We start from the raw sequence: 14850 nt of genomic DNA, 5'->3' as shown, positions 1-14850 counted from the left end.
GCGCCATCCTTCATTGCGTTCGATGCGAGCGCTCCACGTCCGCTCTGCGCCTATTGGTGCGCGATCGGCGTGCTAGTTCAAAACGATGCGATATTATGACGAAAATAAAGATTGCATGCTTTGTTTTTGCCCTTCTGCCGCTGGCCAATCCGGTATTTGCGGATGATCTGGTGATCTGGTCGCCGGTGAAGGTATCCACCAGTTCCTACAAAACGACGGTCGGGTTCCGCCTGCCGATGGAATGGGAGACGAGCGCCGGCGCAGATCTCGCGCTAGCCTCCAACAAGAGCGGGGCACCGTTGCCGAATTCTGGCCAGGCGATGCTCTGGGGCAAGCTGCAGAAGGTGAGCGTTACGCCGGCCAGCCGTGCGCAGCAGGATGTGACGCTGCAGGTCGATACGTTACGCGGCAGCGGCGCGCTTATGCTCAGCCGTTCGCGAAGCTGGATACTCTCAGATTCGCTCGACATGCAGACGACACGCGCGGTGAGCCTCGGTTACAGCGCCGTCGATGCGCGGCAGGCGACGGTGTCGGCTTCCCAGGCGGTCAAGCTGATCTATCCGTGGACCGGCACATCGATTTCGGCCGGGAGCAGCGTCAGCGATTTCAATGGCGACTTTTCCAGTACCGTTGCCGTCAGCCAGAACATCCTACCCAATCTCGGCCTGAGCGCGTCTGTGTCCGATCCGCTTTCGACGGGGCGGACGGGAAATGTCAATTTGAACTATCAGCTTCGCTGGTAGGCGAAACCAAAGTCCTGTCAGCAGCGTTTCTCCCTCACCACCAAGGAGGACAGAACGATGGTCTTCAAGGAACAGACATTTCATGGTCATCTGCCCGAAGCTGAGGCTGAATATGCCAATCGTGCGACGCTGGAATCTGCGGTTGCCAATGCACTGGCCGTTGCTGGCGGTATCGATGCATCCGATGTCGAGGTTACGGCCGAAGGCGACGAGATCGTTTTGAGCGGCCACGTCGGTACGGTTGATGAAATCGAGCGGGCAACAGTCATCGCAAGAACAGTTGAAGGCGTGCATACGGTTCGCAACCGTATTTTGCTTGCGGACTCGATGGTTAATGTTCGACATTAACTATTAACCAAATATTAACTTTCCGTAAGTTTATTCGCGCCGACCTCTGACCTAGGTTTGGACCTATTCCAGCCCCCGAAAGTCAGGTGTTTTGATGCATCAGATGGAAATGATCAATCGTCGGACATGGAGCAGCCCGCTCTCCCGACGCGACTATCGCAATAGCAACGGCTTCATCAATGAAGGCGAACGTATGGCGCTTGGCATTGGCCTCGCCAATGCGAAGGGCGGCAGCGTCCTCGATATCGGTGTCGGCGGAGGCCGCACCGCAGCGCTTCTTGCCAGCGAGGCGGACAACTATGTCGGTATCGACTATACGCCCGAGATGGTGACGCTTGCGCGCTCCAACCATCCGGGCCTTCGTTTTGAAAATATGGATGCACGTGATCTTTCAGCCTTTGCCAATGGCTCCTTCGATCTCGTCGTTTTCAGCTATAACGGTATCGACTCCGTCGATGCGGATGGACGCAGATCGGTCCTGCGTGAAGTATCGCGCGTGCTGAAGGCCGGCGGCACGTTTGCCTTTTCGACCTTCAATCGCAATTGGCATGGTTTTGGTGAAAACCGCGCCCGTTCTTCCATCGTCTGGTCCAATCATCCGGTGAAGCTGAGCTTCCGGCTCCTCAAGCACGCAATGGGACTGGTGCGGGAACGTCGTTTCGCGCCACTGGAGCAGCGGCATGGCGAACATGCGATCTTGCTGCATCGCGCCCATGATTTCGGCATCATGGTCTATGCCACGACACCCGGTCAGCTGCGCTCACAACTCACCGAAAGCCGTTTTACCGGCGAGCCGTTGCTCTTTTCAGTCGATGGTCGCCCGCTTGGTGGCGAAACGCTGGCAGACGAGGAATATTTCCACGTCGTGGCACGCAAGCCGTCGCTCAGCTGATCAGCCGAAGCGCTCGGTCAGGAAACCGGCGGGGGCCTTTTCACCGACGAGCCGATCGGTCTTATGTGTGGCGACGGGGCCTTGCGGCTGGTAGCTGATGGCGATGAGCAGACCGCAGGCGATTGTGCCGCCAATTGCAAGAAGAGTCATTCGAATACGCATGATGAATACTCCTGTTTTGCCGGTAAAACGCGGGAAAAATTCCGAAGTTCCTCATGTTTGAGAACAGCAGACCCCGGCCGGGTCTCCAGCCGGGGTCTTCGTATCTTAGCGGCAGACACGGGTCTTCCTGATCACGGTTTCGCCGTGGCTATGGATGCGTTCCGTGCGGGTCACGCAATCATGCGAAACGCGGCGCGGCGGCAGGTGATGGCGGTAGTAAGGACGATCCGCCATGCGGTGGTGATATCCGTCTCCGCCATTGTCATTTGTGATGGTTACGCTGGCCGCCTGCGAAGGCAGAGCAGCGGCGAAAATCGTAACCGCAGCAAATGCAGAAGCGATGATAATATTCTTCATGACAAGCCTCTCTTTCTAAGTTGGTCGGGTGATCAACTCGAACGAAGCGCAATCAGTTCAATCACATAGCGTTACCAAATGTGTCAGTGGCAACCTTTGCCCGCTCGAAATCGTTCTGGTGTCGGAACAGCCGGAGACATCGTCATGGGACAGATTGGAAGGGCAGTCACACTAGTCGTTGGACTTGCCGGCGGCACGCTTTTCTCGCAGGCGCCGGAATTCGCACAGCAATATCGCCAGCGTATCGGCGGGGCGATCGACGAGCTCAGGATCATCGTCGACGACTTCACGAAACAGGCCGCCGACCATCATCTCGATCGTCAGCAGGCGCTCGATGTCTATGCCCGTTCTCCCGACGATTTCCTGCGCGATCGCGGCCTTTCGATGCGCAGTACGCTGGAGCGCTATGAGCGCCTCGTCACCCAGCAATCGGATCTCGGCAGTGCGCCGCCGGTCGCCAAGCCCTTCGTGTTGATGCGCGATGCCGATGAGGGGATAATTGCCAATACATGGCGCGACTTCGTGCCCGGCGTCCCCGTCAGCTTCGCCGGCCTCGTCTGGGCGGCAATCGGCTTCCTCGGCAGTTGGATCGTCGCGGCACTGTTCGGGGTTGGCGCAAAACGCGCCGTGCGGTGGCGACCTGGCTATCGGTGAGAGAGTGGTGATCCCGACGCGATTCGAACGCGTGACCCCCAGATTAGGAATCTGGTGCTCTATCCTGCTGAGCTACGGGACCACTTGGATGCCATGCATACAAAAGGCTTGGCAGGAAGCCAAGCCTTTTCAGTATTTCTAATGTCGTTTCATCTCAGGCGCCGAGGCGCTGTTCGGCAAGGCGCACCCAGTAGGAAATGCCGTGGGCGATGGCTTCGTCGTTGAAGTCGTAGGCCGGGTTATGCAGGCCGGCGGTGTCGCCGTTGCCGATGAAGATGAAGGCGCCGGGGCGGACGTTCAGCATGTAGGAGAAATCCTCGCCGCCCATCATCGGATCGACCTCGGGATTGACGTTGGCTTCGCCGGCAATGTCGCTGGCGATGGCGACGGCATGTTCCGTTTCATCCGCATGGTTGAAGGTGACGGGGTAGTTGCGGTGGAAGTTGATGTCGGCTGCCGCACCATGGGCAGCGCAGATGCCTTCCACGACTTCGCGAAGGCGTGCTTCGGCCTGGGCGCGCACCTCGTCATCAAGCGTGCGGATCGTGCCGGCGAAGGTTGCGTCATTGGGGATGACGTTATGGGCGAAGCCGGCATTGAACTTGGTGACGGAGACGACGACCGAGCGCAGCGGATTGACGCTGCGCGAGGCGATCAGCTGCAGGTTCGAGACGATCTGCGCGCCGATGGCGATCGGGTCGATCGTACGGTGCGGCTGCGCTGCATGGCCGCCGCGGCCCTTGATGGTGACGGTGAATTCGTCGGTCGCCGCCATGATGGGACCTTTGCGGGTGGCGAACTGACCGACGGGCAGGCCCGGCAGATTGTGCATGCCGTAGACCTCTTCGATGCCGAAGCGCTCCATCATGCCGTCCTTGACCATCAGGTTGCCGCCGCCGCCGCCTTCTTCGGCGGGCTGAAAGATCACAGCGACATTGCCATTGAAGTTGCGGGTCTCTGCGAGATATTTCGCGGCACCGAGCAGCATGGCGGTATGGCCGTCATGACCGCAGGCGTGCATCTTGCCAGGTGTTTTCGATGCCCAAGGTTTGCCAGTGATTTCGGTGAGCGGCAGGGCATCCATATCGGCGCGCAGGCCGACCGTGCGGGCGCCCTCGCCCTTGCCCTTGATGAGGCCGACGACGCCTGTGCGACCGATGCCGGTGACGATTTCATCGACGCCGAATTCCTTAAGCTTTTCAGCAACGAAGGCAGCGGTATTTTCGACTGCGAAGAGAAGTTCCGGCCGCGCATGGATGTGGCGGCGCCACTCTGCGACTTCGTCCTGAAGTTCGGCGGCTCTATTCAGAATCGGCATTCTTGGCTTCCTGTGAATGAAATGCGTGGGGCCTGTCTGAAAGCATCACAAGGGCGTGATGCCTTGGAAATAACTTAGTCAATGACCTTTGCCATGTCATAGCCATATAGGGTAAATAGGGGAAGGTTTCGAGATAATTCCCTGAAGGACGAGCACTTGTCGACGCGCCACGATCGTTTGTTCGCCGCTTTGCGGCCCTTTTCTTTTATAGCGACAGCAACAGCGGTTCTTGTCTCGTCCGTTACCTTTGCTGAGGCCAATCCGCATATTCTCGTCGACGTGCAGACCGGCCGGGTGCTGGAGCATGAAGAAGCCTTCCGCAAGTGGTATCCGGCTTCACTGACCAAACTCATGACCGTTTATACGGTATTCGATGCACTCCGCTCCGGCCAGATCAGCCTCGACACGCCCGTTGTCATGAGCAAGCGGGCAGCCGCCGAACCGCCGGCCAAGATGGGCTTCAAGCCGGGCCAGAAATTCACGCTCGACAGCGCGCTCAAGATCCTGATGGTGAAGTCGGCGAACGATATCGCGGTCGCCGTCGCCGAGGCGGTCAGCGGCACCGAGGAAGCTTTCGTTGTCCGCATGAATGCCGAAGCGGCGAAGCTCGGCATGTCGGATTCGCATTTCATCAATCCGAACGGCCTGCCGGGCAAGGGGCAGTTTACGACGGCTCGCGACCTCGCGATCCTGTCGGTGGCGCTGCGCCGGGACTTCCCGCAATATGCCGGCTATTTTTCGCTGGAAGGCTTTACGACCGGCAAGCAGAACGTTCCGAACATCAATATGCTGATCGGCCGTTTTGCCGGTGCCGACGGTATGAAGACCGGCTTTATCTGCGCTTCGGGCTTCAACCAGATCGGTTCGGCGACACGCAGCGGCCGCACGCTGGTTTCCGTCGTGCTCGGCACCGACAGCCTGGCGGCCCGCGCTGACGCCACTGCCAATCTGCTGCAGAAGGGCTTCACCACGCAGTTTGCGGCAAATGATACACTAGGTTCGCTGAGGCCCTACGGTCCGGGGCAGGACCAGGTGAATGACATCACGGCCGATATTTGCAGCGCCAAGGGCGCGAAGGTGCGCAGCGAAACGCGCGACGAGGTCGGCCGCATGAAGGTGCAGTCGCCCTATATCCACGAAATGGATCACGAGCCGCAATTCGTCTTCGCCGGCCTCATTCCCGGCCAGGATCCGCAACCGGTCGCGCAAAACGACAAGACCGCCAAGGGCGATGCCGTGGAAGCGCTCGCCAATGTGCCGGTTCCGCTCCCGCGGCCGAAATCCTTCTAAGGAAAAACCATGAGCACGTTTAGCGACAAGATCCCGGTCACAATCCTGACCGGCTTCCTCGGCGCCGGAAAATCGACGCTTCTGAACCGTATCCTCAAAGATCCTGCCATGAAGGATGCGGCCGTCATCATCAATGAATTCGGCGATGTCGGCATCGACCATCTGCTGGTCGAAAGCTCCGGCGATTCCATTATCGAGCTCTCCGACGGCTGCCTCTGCTGCACCGTGCGCGGGGAACTGGTCGATACGCTGGCGAACCTTATGGATGCCGTGCAGACAGGCCGTGTGAAGCCGGTCAAGCGCGTGGTCATCGAAACCACCGGCCTTGCCGATCCGGCTCCCGTCATGCAGGCGATCATGGGCAATCCGATTATTGCGCAGAATTTCGAGCTCGATGGTGTGGTCACCGTCGTCGATGCCGTGAATGGTCTGCAGACGCTCGACAATCATGAGGAGGCGCGCAAGCAGACGGCCGTCGCCGATCGGCTCATCGTTTCGAAACAGAGCATAGCGGGTGACACGGATGCGCTGATGGCACGTCTGCATGGCCTCAATCCGCGTGCCGCCATCATGGATGCCGACAGCGATGAGGCAGGCTCAGCGCGTATTTTCGTCAACGGGCTTTATGATCCCGGCACAAAAATCGCCGATGTCCGCCGCTGGCTGCATGATGAGGACGAGCATGAGGGCCATCATCATCACGATCATGGCCACGATCACGGTCATCACCACCATCATCATGGCCACGAGCATCAGGACCCGCACGACGTCAATCGTCACGATGCGTCGATCCGTTCCTTCTCGATCATCGAGGAGAAGGCAATCGATCCGATGGCGCTCGAAATGTTCATCGATCTCCTGCGTTCGGCGCATGGAGAGAAGCTTCTGCGCATGAAGGCGATCATCGCCACATCAGACCGGCCGGAACGCCCGCTGGTGCTGCACGGCGTCCAGAGCATCTTCCACCCGCCGGTGCGGCTTGCTGCCTGGCCGGATCCTGAGGACCGGCGCACGCGCATGGTGCTGATCACCAAGGATCTGCCGGAGGCTTTCGTGAAAGATCTTTTCGATGCCTTCCTCGGCAAGCCGCGGATCGATACGCCTGATCGGGCTGCGCTCAGCGACAATCCGCTCGCCATTCCGGGCATGCGGACCTAATCAGAAAAGACTCTACCCCTTGCGGATCAGGAAACGGTGGCCGCGCTCGGTCTTTTCCGTGCTGACAAGCTCGTGGCCATCTTCATTGCAGAAATGCGGGATGTCGATGGCGGCAAGCGGATCGCTGGTGTCGACGAGGATCATCGCACCACTCGGCATGGCCGTCAGCTTCTTGCGCGTCTTGATGACGGGGAGCGGGCATTTCAGCCCGCGCAGATCGTAGAGAATGGCGTCCAAGCCGATCAGTTCCTGGCCCAGAACTTCCAGAACGGCTTCTTGGTGGCGTCGGCGGTTTCCTGCGGCGCGGGCTCGGGCGCGGCATAGGCCAGCGGGTTCTGCATCGGCACCGGAATATTGGCCGGCAGCGCTGCAGCGACGGTCGTGGCTTGAGCCTGCGTCGTCGGCGTCGCAGTCGCTGCGGTCTTGGTAGCAACGCTCTTCGCGGCCTGATTGGCCATCATGTCTTCGAGTTCGGCAACCTTGACCATGCGGCCGGCTTCCAGCGAGGTGCCCGTTGGCGCAAAAGCCAGTTCGCGGCCTTTGCGGAGCTTGGCGACAACAGCCTTGCGCTCGGCCTCTGTCGGGTCGTACCAGGCAAGGCCGTCATATTTTTTCAGGGCCGTCTGATAGTCGGCGTCATAGGTCTTGTCGTAGGAAGCGAGAGCCGCCGTCAGTGCCGGCGGCGTTGACATGGCCGGGCACTTGCCGGCCGGATTGAAGCTGCCGCCATCGGTTGCCTGCTGGTTGAAGACGTATTTCTTCTCGCAGACATTCACTTCCGGCGGGCGCTTGGTGACTTCGAAATTGTCGTAGCCGACCTTCAGCATCTTCCAGAAATCGTAGTTCTGATCGAGACGATGCTTGACCATGTTCTCGGCCGTCATGCGGAAGGGGAAGGCCTGAAGCTGTACCGTTTCCTGACCACCCTTGAGGGCGTCGCGGGCAAAGGCGTAGATTTCCAGAACCTGCTGGTCGGTCATGGAGTAGCAGCCTGACGACGAGCAGGCGCCATGGATCATCAGATCACTGCCGGAGCGGCCGTTGACGGCATCATAGCGGTTCGGGAAACCGGTGTTGATGGCGAGATAATATTTGGAATTAGGGTTCAGGTTAGCGCGAGTGAGGTTGTAGAAACCTTCTGGCGCCTGACGGTCGCCGGACTTCACCTTCGGGCCGAGTTTGCCGGACCAGGCGCAGATCTTGTAGTCGGCGATCTTGTCGAAACGGTTGTTCGTCTTCGCCTTCCAGATTTCCAGCGCGCCTTCTTCCTTGAAGATGCGGATCATGATCGGCGAGTTGCGGTCCATGCCCTTGGCCGACATGTCGGCAAGGATGCGGCTCGGAAGCGGCTGCTCCACCTTGTTCCTGACTGTCGAGAGGTCGATACCCTGCGCGGATTCCAATGCGTCATTGCAGCCGGTCAGAGCCAGCGCCATGAGCGAAACATAGGCAAGATGACGTATGCGCATTCAATCAGCCCATCAATAATGAGACCCAACCCGCTTACGAAAACCGGGCGTAGCGCGGAATCATAGGCGGCTTATACTTGATAAATCCTTACCAGCCTATGACTTACCCCGAAGTGCCCTGCAAGCGCTGATGTTACAGATAACATTATTGTGGCCAAGATTTGGCCCCAATCAATTACGCAGACCTGTGGATTTTACAGATTGCGGCCCATGGCGAGGAACTTCTGGCGGCGGTCATTGCGCAGTTGCTCGCCGGAACGGGAGGCCATTTCGGCAAGCGCGTTGGAGATTATATCGCCGGTGGCGGCGATGACGCTGTCGGGATCACGGTGGGCGCCGCCGAGCGGCTCGGGGATAATGCCGTCGATGACGCCGAGTGCCTTCAAGTCCTCCGCCGTGATCTTCATATTGGTCGCCGCTTCCTTGGCGCGGGTGGAATCACGCCAGAGGATCGAGGCGGCGCCTTCCGGCGAGATGACGCTGTAGATCGAATGTTCGAGCATGTAGACGCGGTTGCCGGTAGCAATCGCGATCGCGCCGCCTGAGCCGCCTTCGCCGATGACGATCGAGATCAGCGGCACCTTCACGCCGAGGCACATCTCCGTCGAACGGGCGATGGCTTCGGCCTGACCGCGCTCTTCGGCGCCGACACCCGGATAGGCGCCTGCGGTATCGACGAGGGTGATGACCGGGAGCTGAAAACGATCCGCCATTTCGAGGATGCGGATCGCCTTGCGGTAACCTTCAGGACGGGCGCTGCCGAAATTGTGCTTCAGGCGGCTCTTGGTGTCGTTGCCCTTTTCCTGGCCGATGACGGCGACCGGCTGGCCGCGGAAGCGGGCAAGGCCAGCCTGGATGGCGGCATCCTCGGAAAACTTGCGGTCGCCGGCAAGCGGCGTGAATTCCTGGAAGAGCGTCTTGGCATAATCGACGAAATGGGGACGCTGCGGATGGCGCGCGACCTGCGTCTTCTGCCAGGCGTTGAGCTTCGAATAGATCTCGACGATCGCCTCGCGGACGCGGACTTCGAGCCTGCCGACCTCGTCGGAGGTGTCGATGCTTTCGTCTTCCGTCGCCAGCTTCTTAAGCTCGATGATCTTACCTTCGAGGTCGGAGATCGGCTTTTCGAAGTCGAGATAGTTGTGCATGAGGTGCGTTTCCGTTCCTTGTGCGCGGGGCAGTTTCCTGGTTCCGTCCCTTGTCGCCGGTCCTATTCGTGCTTTTTCGCCTGTTTTGCAAGGGGGTGGTGCGTATGGACGAGTTGCTGGAGCCGTTCTTCCAGAACATGCGTATAGATTTGTGTCGTCGAAATGTCTGAATGGCCGAGGAGTTCCTGCACCACGCGCAGGTCCGCGCCGTTGGCCAGAAGGTGGCTCGCGAAGGCGTGTCGCATGACGTGCGGCGAAATCATCGAAGGTGTGAGGCCGGCGCGGATTGCCAGATTCTTGAGATCGCGGGCGAAGACCTGGCGCGGCAAGTATCCCTCTTTCGAGGCGGCCGGGAAGAGCCAGGGGCTCTCCTGGGGCTGTTTTGACGCGGCGTTTTCCGACGCCAGCATGCCGCCGTAGGATTTCAGAGCGGCAATGGCCGATTGGGAAAGCGGTACCAGCCGCTCCTTGTTGCCCTTGCCGCGGATCATCAGGAAACGGCCTTCCTGATCGAGAACGCGGGCTGGAAGCGAGACGAGCTCGCTGACACGCATGCCGGTGGCATAGAGCAGTTCCAGCAGCGCCAGCATGCGCATGCGGTGAAGCTGGCCGGGGGCAGGGTCAGCGGCCTCGGTTTCTGCCTGAGTAAGCAGCTTGGTCACCTCCTCGACGCCCATCGTCTTCGGCAGGGAGCGGCCCTTTTTCGGCGCGTCGAGAATGCCGGTCGGATCGTCGGTGCGCAGGCCCTCGGCATAGAGGAATTTGTAGAACTGCCGCATGGAGGCAAGGCGGCGGGCCTGCGAGGAAGGCTTGAAACCCTGCGCGGATAGCGAGCCGAGATAAGCGCCGAGATCGCCCGAAGCCGCCTCTGTCAGGCGAATGCTGCGGCCGTGCAGGAAGGAGTGCAAGTCGTCCAGGTCGCGTTCGTAGGATTGCAGCGTATTGACCGCAGCACCCCGCTCGGCACTCATCATTTCCAGAAATGATTCCACATGGACGCGGCCGAGATCCTTCATCGCGTCACTTCTTCGTGGTGTTGATCGTGCCCGTCGAGGGCGGGTTTACCCGCTCGGAAGGGATGCGGATCGTGACGTCGCGCTCCTGCGGCTCGACGAAGGTGACGAGCGCCCACATCGCTCCATAGATCAGTCCGGCGATGACCGCCAGGACGGACAGGAAACGGATTAGGCTCGGCATCCGGTTACTCCTTAGAACTCTGCTTCTGTTATAAGAAGCATGCTTGCAAGTGCAAGAAGCGGCAGTGAGACCATGATTCCCTTGCCCGCGACTTGACGCTACACCCGCATTTGTCGATACCGTTTGCAAACAAAGTGTGAATGGACCGATGAGTGAACCCCCAGTTTCCGTTGCAGACAGCCTGAGAGACAGAGCTCGCGCCGCGCTCGGTTCACGCAATCTGATCCTCGTCGGCCTTATGGGCGCGGGAAAATCCTCGGTCGGCCGCCTCCTTGCGCAGCAGCTCGGCGTTCCCTTCATCGACAGCGATATAGAGATCGAGCGCGTTTCGCGCATGACGATCACGGAGCTTTTCGCGGCCTATGGAGAAGAAGAGTTCCGGGCGCTCGAAGCACGGGTGATGAAGCGTCTGCTGAAAGGCGGGCCACGTGTCGTCTCTACCGGCGGCGGCGCCTTCATCAACGCCCGTACGCGCAGGCATATCAAGAAGGGCGGCCTTTCGGTCTGGCTGAAGGCCGATCTCGACGTGCTCTGGGACCGGGTCAACAAGCGCGATACACGTCCGCTGCTCAAGACCGAAAACCCGAAGCAGACGCTCGAAAATCTGATGAACGCCCGCTACCCCGTTTATGCCGAAGCCGATCTCACGGTGCTTTCGCGCGACGTGCGCAAGGAAGTCATGGCCGATGAAGTGCTGAGAGCCGTGGTCGAGGCCCAGAAGGAAAGTGCAGTATCATGAACGCGATCACCTCCGCTTCCGCCGTCCGCAAGGTGCATGTACCGCTTGGCGAACGTGCCTATGACATTCTGATCGGGCCAGGGCTGATCGCCAGCGCCGGGGGCGAGATCGGCTCGCGGCTCAAGGGCCGCAAGGCGGCTATCATCACCGACGAGCATGTGGCACCGCTTTATCTCGATGCCTTGAAGGCGAGCCTCGATACCGCCGGCATCGCATCGGCGGCGGTCGTGCTGCCAGCCGGAGAGAAGACCAAGAGTTTCGAGCATCTGGTCAATGTCTGCGACAAGGTTCTCGAAGCGCGCGTCGAACGCAATGACTATGTCATCGCGCTTGGCGGCGGCGTCATCGGCGACCTCTCGGGTTTTGCGGCCGGCATCGTCAGGCGCGGCGTGCGCTTCGTACAGGTGCCGACTTCGCTGCTCGCTCAGGTGGATTCCTCCGTCGGCGGCAAGACCGGCATCAATAGCCGCCACGGCAAGAACCTCATCGGCGTTTTCCATCAGCCGGATCTTGTTCTCGCCGATACCGATGTCCTAAATTCCCTGAGTGAACGCGAATTCCGCGCCGGTTATGCCGAAGTCGCCAAGTATGGCCTGATCGACAAGCCGGACTTCTTCGCCTGGCTGGAGAACAACTGGCAGGCGGTCTTTGCAGGCGGTTCGGCCCGTATCGAAGCAATTGCGGTCAGCTGCCAGGCGAAGGCGGATGTCGTGGTTGCTGACGAGCGGGAAAACGGCCAGCGGGCGCTGCTCAATCTCGGCCACACCTTCGGCCACGCGCTGGAGGCCGCGACCGCCTATGACAGCAGCCGGCTGGTTCATGGTGAAGGCGTTTCGATCGGCATGGTGCTGGCGCATGAATTTTCGGCGCGTATGAACCTTGCGAGCCCCGATGATGCCCGCCGCGTCGAGGCGCATCTTAAGGCTGTCGGCCTGCCGACCCGCATGTCGGAAATCCTGGGAACCCTGCCGCCGGCCGAAGTGCTGATGGATGCGATCGCGCAGGACAAGAAGGTCAAGGGTGGTAAGCTCACCTTCATTCTCACTCGCGGCATCGGCCAGTCCTTCGTCGCCGATGACGTGCCGGCTTCCGAAGTGATCAGCTTTCTCAAGGAAAAACATCCCTGATGTCAGTCGAAGGCACCCTGGCGTTTTTATCGGTCTACTGGCCGGAGATCGTTTCGATCGTGGCCCTGGTATTGATGTCTGCCTTCTTTTCGGGATCCGAAACCGCGCTGACCGCCGTTTCGAGAAGCCGGATCCATACACTGGAGGCCAATGGCGATGAGCGCGCCGGTCTCGTCAGGACCCTCATCGAGCGTCGTGACCGGCTGATCGGTGCGCTGCTGATCGGTAACAACCTCGCCAATATTCTCTCCTCGTCGCTGGCGACAAGCGTATTTCTGGGGATCTTCGGCAATTCCGGTGTGGCGCTGGCGACGCTTGCCATGACCATTATCCTCGTCATCTTCGCGGAGGTTCTGCCGAAGAGCTGGGCGATCTCCACGCCGGAGCGTTTTGCGCTCAATGTTGCAATACCGACACGGCTCTTCGTCGCCGTGGTCGGTCCACTCTCTTCCTTCGTCAATGCGATCGTGCGCCAGATCCTCGGTCTTTTCGGGATCAACCTGTCGCGTGAAGTCTCGATGCTGTCAGCGCATGAGGAGCTGCGCGGCGCCGTCGACCTGCTGCATCGCGAGGGTTCTGTCGTGAAGGCCGACCGTGACCGTCTCGGCGGCGTGCTCGATCTCGGCGAACTCGAGCTTTCCGATATCATGGTCCACCGCATGGCGATGCGGGCGATCAATGCCGACGATCCGCCGGAATCCGTGGTCCGGGCGATCCTCGAAAGCCCTTATACACGCATGCCGCTGTGGCGCGGTACGATCGACAACATCATCGGCGTCGTACACGCCAAGGATCTGTTGCGGGCGCTCGCCGAGCCGAACATGGAGCCGCAGCAGCTCGATATCGTGAAAATCGCCCAGAAACCCTGGTTCGTGCCCGACAGCACCAATCTCGAAGACCAGCTCAATGCCTTCCTGCGCCGCAAGCAGCATTTCGCCGTCGTCGTCGACGAATATGGCGAGGTGCAGGGCGTCGTGACGCTCGAGGATATTCTGGAGGAGATCGTCGGCGATATCTCCGACGAGCACGATATTGATATACAGGGCGTACGACAGGAGGCCGACGGTTCCATCGTCGTCGATGGTGGCGTATCAATCCGCGATCTCAACCGCGCGCTGGACTGGAACCTGCCGGATGAGGAAGCCACGACGATTGCCGGTCTCGTCATCCATGAATCGATGACCATTCCCGAGGAGCGACAGGCCTTCACTTTCTACGGCAAGCGCTTCGTCGTCATGAAGCGGGAAAAGAACCGCATCACCAAGCTGCGCATCCGCCCCGCCGAGGAAGACGAGACGAAACCCGCTTGACCAAGATTTCCGTTACCGGCGGCATCTCCGTGCGCTGGCTCATCCTACAGGATCTGACATGTTCGACATTCTCTGGCGATCCGTCGCCATCGGCATCGGGGCAACCGTCCTCATGGATATCTGGGCGATTCTGCTCGCAAAGCTCGGCGTGACGCCGTCGCCGAACTGGGCGCCGGCCGGCCGCTGGTTCTGGCATCTCGGCAAGGGCAAGGTCTTTCACGATAATATCGCTGATGCCGCGCCCTATGCCAACGAGCTGGCGCTCGGCTGGATCGGCCACTACGCGGTTGGAATCCTCTACGGCATTCTGCTGGCGATCTTCGTCGGTCCGGTCTGGTTTGCCGCGCCGACTTTCCTGCCGGCCTGGATCCTCGGCATCGTCACCGTCGGTGCGGGCTGGTTTCTGATGCAGCCGGGTCTTGGGCTTGGCTGGGCGGCGTCGAAGACGCCGAACCCCACGAAGGTCCGTGTGCTCAATCTGCTCGCCCATACCGTCTTCGGTTTCGGGCTTTACGCGACGGCGCTCATTATCCGCTAGAGCAATTCACGCAAAAGTGCGCAGCGGTTTGTGTCCGGAATTGCGTGAAAGTAGGCTCTACCAGCGCGTCGGTTCGCCCGGCGCTGCCGGCTCGACGGCCAATGCGTGAAGCCCGGCATCCAGCTCGGGCTTCAAGAGGTCGGTGATCGCCCTATGCCGTTGCAGCCGAGACATGCCGACGAATTTTGCAGAGACGATGCGAACGCGCATATGCGTCTCGCCGGTGCCCGTGATATCCGGTTGGTGGCCGGCGTGCAGATGGCTCTCGTTGATGACGGAGAGGCGTTCGGGTGCGAAGGTCGCCTTGAGCTTCTCTTCGATGCTGGTCTGGAGTGTCATCACGGGGTCTTCTGAGTTCATGAAAAAGGTTCCCACCAAGCCAGCAACATTCCCGTTTGTC

The 14850-nt window shown here is 59.9% G+C and carries 19 protein-coding genes and 1 tRNA gene; 10 read left to right on the top strand and 10 right to left on the bottom strand.

All coding sequences use genetic code 11. The annotated features are described in order from the left end of the window. Nucleotides 1-95 precede the first annotated feature (95 nt). From AB4Z13_RS08160 to AB4Z13_RS08150, 3 genes are all read left to right on the top strand, one after another. Nucleotides 96-743: a hypothetical protein gene (locus tag AB4Z13_RS08160; RefSeq protein ID WP_310384911.1), complete on the top strand. Its 648-nt coding sequence runs from the start codon at nucleotides 96-98 to the stop codon at nucleotides 741-743. Between the two features lie 57 nt (nucleotides 744-800). After that, nucleotides 801-1091, top strand: a complete 291-nt coding sequence (locus tag AB4Z13_RS08155) for a BON domain-containing protein (protein WP_113319726.1) — start codon at nucleotides 801-803, stop codon at nucleotides 1089-1091. 103 nt (nucleotides 1092-1194) lie between these two features. Beyond that, nucleotides 1195-1983, top strand: coding sequence for a class I SAM-dependent methyltransferase (locus AB4Z13_RS08150; RefSeq protein WP_442205956.1), 789 nt, complete (start codon nucleotides 1195-1197; stop codon nucleotides 1981-1983). Here the strand turns inward: AB4Z13_RS08150 and AB4Z13_RS08145 are convergent, their stop codons facing one another. Together AB4Z13_RS08145 and AB4Z13_RS08140 are read right to left on the bottom strand one after the other, a co-directional pair. Further along, the gene (locus AB4Z13_RS08145; protein WP_439016743.1) at nucleotides 1984-2145 is read right to left on the bottom strand and encodes a hypothetical protein; all 162 of its coding nucleotides are present in this window, start codon (nucleotides 2143-2145) and stop codon (nucleotides 1984-1986) included. A 105-nt stretch (nucleotides 2146-2250) separates the two neighbouring features. Beyond that, nucleotides 2251-2502, bottom strand: coding sequence for a hypothetical protein (locus AB4Z13_RS08140; RefSeq protein WP_113319724.1), 252 nt, complete (start codon nucleotides 2500-2502; stop codon nucleotides 2251-2253). A gap of 144 nt (nucleotides 2503-2646) precedes the next feature. Here AB4Z13_RS08140 and AB4Z13_RS08135 point away from each other — a divergent pair, with 144 nt between their 5' ends. After that, the gene (locus tag AB4Z13_RS08135) at nucleotides 2647-3156 is read left to right on the top strand and encodes a DUF2937 family protein (RefSeq protein ID WP_113319723.1); all 510 of its coding nucleotides are present in this window, start codon (nucleotides 2647-2649) and stop codon (nucleotides 3154-3156) included. 5 nt (nucleotides 3157-3161) lie between these two features. Here the strand turns inward: AB4Z13_RS08135 and AB4Z13_RS08130 are convergent. Both AB4Z13_RS08130 and AB4Z13_RS08125 read right to left on the bottom strand, forming a co-directional pair. Further along, nucleotides 3162-3238: transfer RNA gene (locus AB4Z13_RS08130), tRNA-Arg, on the bottom strand. Between the two features lie 72 nt (nucleotides 3239-3310). Further along, on the bottom strand, nucleotides 3311-4474 hold the full coding sequence (locus AB4Z13_RS08125; protein ID WP_113319722.1) for a M20 aminoacylase family protein: 1164 nt from the start codon (nucleotides 4472-4474) through the stop codon (nucleotides 3311-3313). Nucleotides 4475-4630: 156 nt separating this feature from the next. Between AB4Z13_RS08125 and AB4Z13_RS08120 the strand changes: the two genes are divergently transcribed. Further along, a complete protein-coding gene (locus AB4Z13_RS08120; protein WP_113319721.1) occupies nucleotides 4631-5764 on the top strand; it encodes a D-alanyl-D-alanine carboxypeptidase family protein in 1134 nt (377 codons plus the stop codon). A gap of 9 nt (nucleotides 5765-5773) precedes the next feature. Beyond that, nucleotides 5774-6922 (top strand): CobW family GTP-binding protein, encoded by a 1149-nt coding sequence (locus AB4Z13_RS08115; RefSeq protein ID WP_439016742.1) that lies wholly within the window; start codon nucleotides 5774-5776, stop codon nucleotides 6920-6922. A 12-nt stretch (nucleotides 6923-6934) separates the two neighbouring features. Here the strand turns inward: AB4Z13_RS08115 and AB4Z13_RS08110 are convergent, their stop codons facing one another. The 5 genes from AB4Z13_RS08110 to AB4Z13_RS08090 form a co-directional block, all read right to left on the bottom strand. Continuing rightward, nucleotides 6935-7159 (bottom strand): sulfurtransferase TusA family protein, encoded by a 225-nt coding sequence (locus tag AB4Z13_RS08110; protein ID WP_439016741.1) that lies wholly within the window; start codon nucleotides 7157-7159, stop codon nucleotides 6935-6937. A gap of 5 nt (nucleotides 7160-7164) precedes the next feature. Further along, nucleotides 7165-8391 (bottom strand): L,D-transpeptidase family protein, encoded by a 1227-nt coding sequence (locus tag AB4Z13_RS08105; protein ID WP_439016740.1) that lies wholly within the window; start codon nucleotides 8389-8391, stop codon nucleotides 7165-7167. Between the two features lie 194 nt (nucleotides 8392-8585). Beyond that, the gene (locus AB4Z13_RS08100) at nucleotides 8586-9539 is read right to left on the bottom strand and encodes an acetyl-CoA carboxylase carboxyltransferase subunit alpha (protein ID WP_113319717.1); all 954 of its coding nucleotides are present in this window, start codon (nucleotides 9537-9539) and stop codon (nucleotides 8586-8588) included. Nucleotides 9540-9601: 62 nt separating this feature from the next. Further along, nucleotides 9602-10555: a site-specific tyrosine recombinase XerD gene (gene xerD, locus AB4Z13_RS08095; protein ID WP_439016739.1), complete on the bottom strand. Its 954-nt coding sequence runs from the start codon at nucleotides 10553-10555 to the stop codon at nucleotides 9602-9604. Between the two features lie 4 nt (nucleotides 10556-10559). Continuing rightward, the gene (locus AB4Z13_RS08090) at nucleotides 10560-10736 is read right to left on the bottom strand and encodes a hypothetical protein (RefSeq protein WP_007822234.1); all 177 of its coding nucleotides are present in this window, start codon (nucleotides 10734-10736) and stop codon (nucleotides 10560-10562) included. 148 nt (nucleotides 10737-10884) lie between these two features. On the opposite strand from AB4Z13_RS08090, the gene AB4Z13_RS08085 reads away from it, so the two are divergent. Genes AB4Z13_RS08085 through AB4Z13_RS08070 form a run of 4 tightly spaced genes read left to right on the top strand, consistent with a single transcriptional unit; the run spans nucleotide 10885 to nucleotide 14450 of the window. Beyond that, complete coding sequence (locus AB4Z13_RS08085) at nucleotides 10885-11475, top strand: shikimate kinase (RefSeq protein WP_007822233.1); 591 nt, start codon at nucleotides 10885-10887, stop codon at nucleotides 11473-11475. Then, the gene (gene aroB / locus AB4Z13_RS08080) at nucleotides 11472-12602 is read left to right on the top strand and encodes a 3-dehydroquinate synthase (protein ID WP_439016738.1); all 1131 of its coding nucleotides are present in this window, start codon (nucleotides 11472-11474) and stop codon (nucleotides 12600-12602) included. The genes AB4Z13_RS08085 and aroB overlap by 4 nt, the downstream gene beginning before the upstream one ends. Next, nucleotides 12602-13912 (top strand): HlyC/CorC family transporter, encoded by a 1311-nt coding sequence (locus tag AB4Z13_RS08075; protein ID WP_113319714.1) that lies wholly within the window; start codon nucleotides 12602-12604, stop codon nucleotides 13910-13912. The genes aroB and AB4Z13_RS08075 overlap by 1 nt, the downstream gene beginning before the upstream one ends. Nucleotides 13913-13970: 58 nt before the next feature. Next, nucleotides 13971-14450 carry a DUF2938 domain-containing protein gene (locus AB4Z13_RS08070; RefSeq protein ID WP_113319713.1) on the top strand — a complete coding sequence of 160 codons (480 nt, stop codon included), beginning with the start codon at nucleotides 13971-13973 and terminating at the stop codon, nucleotides 14448-14450. Between the two features lie 57 nt (nucleotides 14451-14507). Here the strand turns inward: AB4Z13_RS08070 and AB4Z13_RS08065 are convergent, their stop codons facing one another. Then, on the bottom strand, nucleotides 14508-14789 hold the full coding sequence (locus AB4Z13_RS08065; RefSeq protein WP_037071995.1) for a BolA family protein: 282 nt from the start codon (nucleotides 14787-14789) through the stop codon (nucleotides 14508-14510). Nucleotides 14790-14850: the final 61 nt, after the last annotated feature.

It is taken from the genome of Rhizobium sp. YAF28, assembly GCF_052113285.1.
Classification (GTDB): Bacteria; Pseudomonadota; Alphaproteobacteria; order Rhizobiales; family Rhizobiaceae; genus Rhizobium.
Note: the sequence above shows the minus strand (reverse complement) of the source record. Positions and strands in the feature narration are given on the sequence as shown.

Excerpts from the sequence above, each read along its gene's own strand:
- AB4Z13_RS08160 (WP_310384911.1), top strand. The coding sequence starts at position 96 with ATGACGAAAATAAAGATTGCATGCTTTGTTTTTGCCCTTCTGCCGCTG.
- AB4Z13_RS08155 (WP_113319726.1), top strand. The coding sequence starts at position 801 with ATGGTCTTCAAGGAACAGACATTTCATGGTCATCTGCCCGAAGCTGAG.
- AB4Z13_RS08150 (WP_442205956.1), top strand. The coding sequence starts at position 1,195 with ATGGAAATGATCAATCGTCGGACATGGAGCAGCCCGCTCTCCCGACGC.
- AB4Z13_RS08145 (WP_439016743.1), bottom strand. The coding sequence starts at position 2,145 with ATGCGTATTCGAATGACTCTTCTTGCAATTGGCGGCACAATCGCCTGC.
- AB4Z13_RS08140 (WP_113319724.1), bottom strand. The coding sequence starts at position 2,502 with ATGAAGAATATTATCATCGCTTCTGCATTTGCTGCGGTTACGATTTTC.
- AB4Z13_RS08135 (WP_113319723.1), top strand. The coding sequence starts at position 2,647 with ATGGGACAGATTGGAAGGGCAGTCACACTAGTCGTTGGACTTGCCGGC.
- AB4Z13_RS08125 (WP_113319722.1), bottom strand. The coding sequence starts at position 4,474 with ATGCCGATTCTGAATAGAGCCGCCGAACTTCAGGACGAAGTCGCAGAG.
- AB4Z13_RS08115 (WP_439016742.1), top strand. The coding sequence starts at position 5,774 with ATGAGCACGTTTAGCGACAAGATCCCGGTCACAATCCTGACCGGCTTC.
- AB4Z13_RS08105 (WP_439016740.1), bottom strand. The coding sequence starts at position 8,391 with ATGCGCATACGTCATCTTGCCTATGTTTCGCTCATGGCGCTGGCTCTG.
- AB4Z13_RS08100 (WP_113319717.1), bottom strand. The coding sequence starts at position 9,539 with ATGCACAACTATCTCGACTTCGAAAAGCCGATCTCCGACCTCGAAGGT.
- xerD (WP_439016739.1), bottom strand. The coding sequence starts at position 10,555 with ATGAAGGATCTCGGCCGCGTCCATGTGGAATCATTTCTGGAAATGATG.
- AB4Z13_RS08090 (WP_007822234.1), bottom strand. The coding sequence starts at position 10,736 with ATGCCGAGCCTAATCCGTTTCCTGTCCGTCCTGGCGGTCATCGCCGGA.
- AB4Z13_RS08085 (WP_007822233.1), top strand. The coding sequence starts at position 10,885 with ATGAGTGAACCCCCAGTTTCCGTTGCAGACAGCCTGAGAGACAGAGCT.
- aroB (WP_439016738.1), top strand. The coding sequence starts at position 11,472 with ATGAACGCGATCACCTCCGCTTCCGCCGTCCGCAAGGTGCATGTACCG.
- AB4Z13_RS08075 (WP_113319714.1), top strand. The coding sequence starts at position 12,602 with ATGTCAGTCGAAGGCACCCTGGCGTTTTTATCGGTCTACTGGCCGGAG.
- AB4Z13_RS08070 (WP_113319713.1), top strand. The coding sequence starts at position 13,971 with ATGTTCGACATTCTCTGGCGATCCGTCGCCATCGGCATCGGGGCAACC.
- AB4Z13_RS08065 (WP_037071995.1), bottom strand. The coding sequence starts at position 14,789 with ATGACACTCCAGACCAGCATCGAAGAGAAGCTCAAGGCGACCTTCGCA.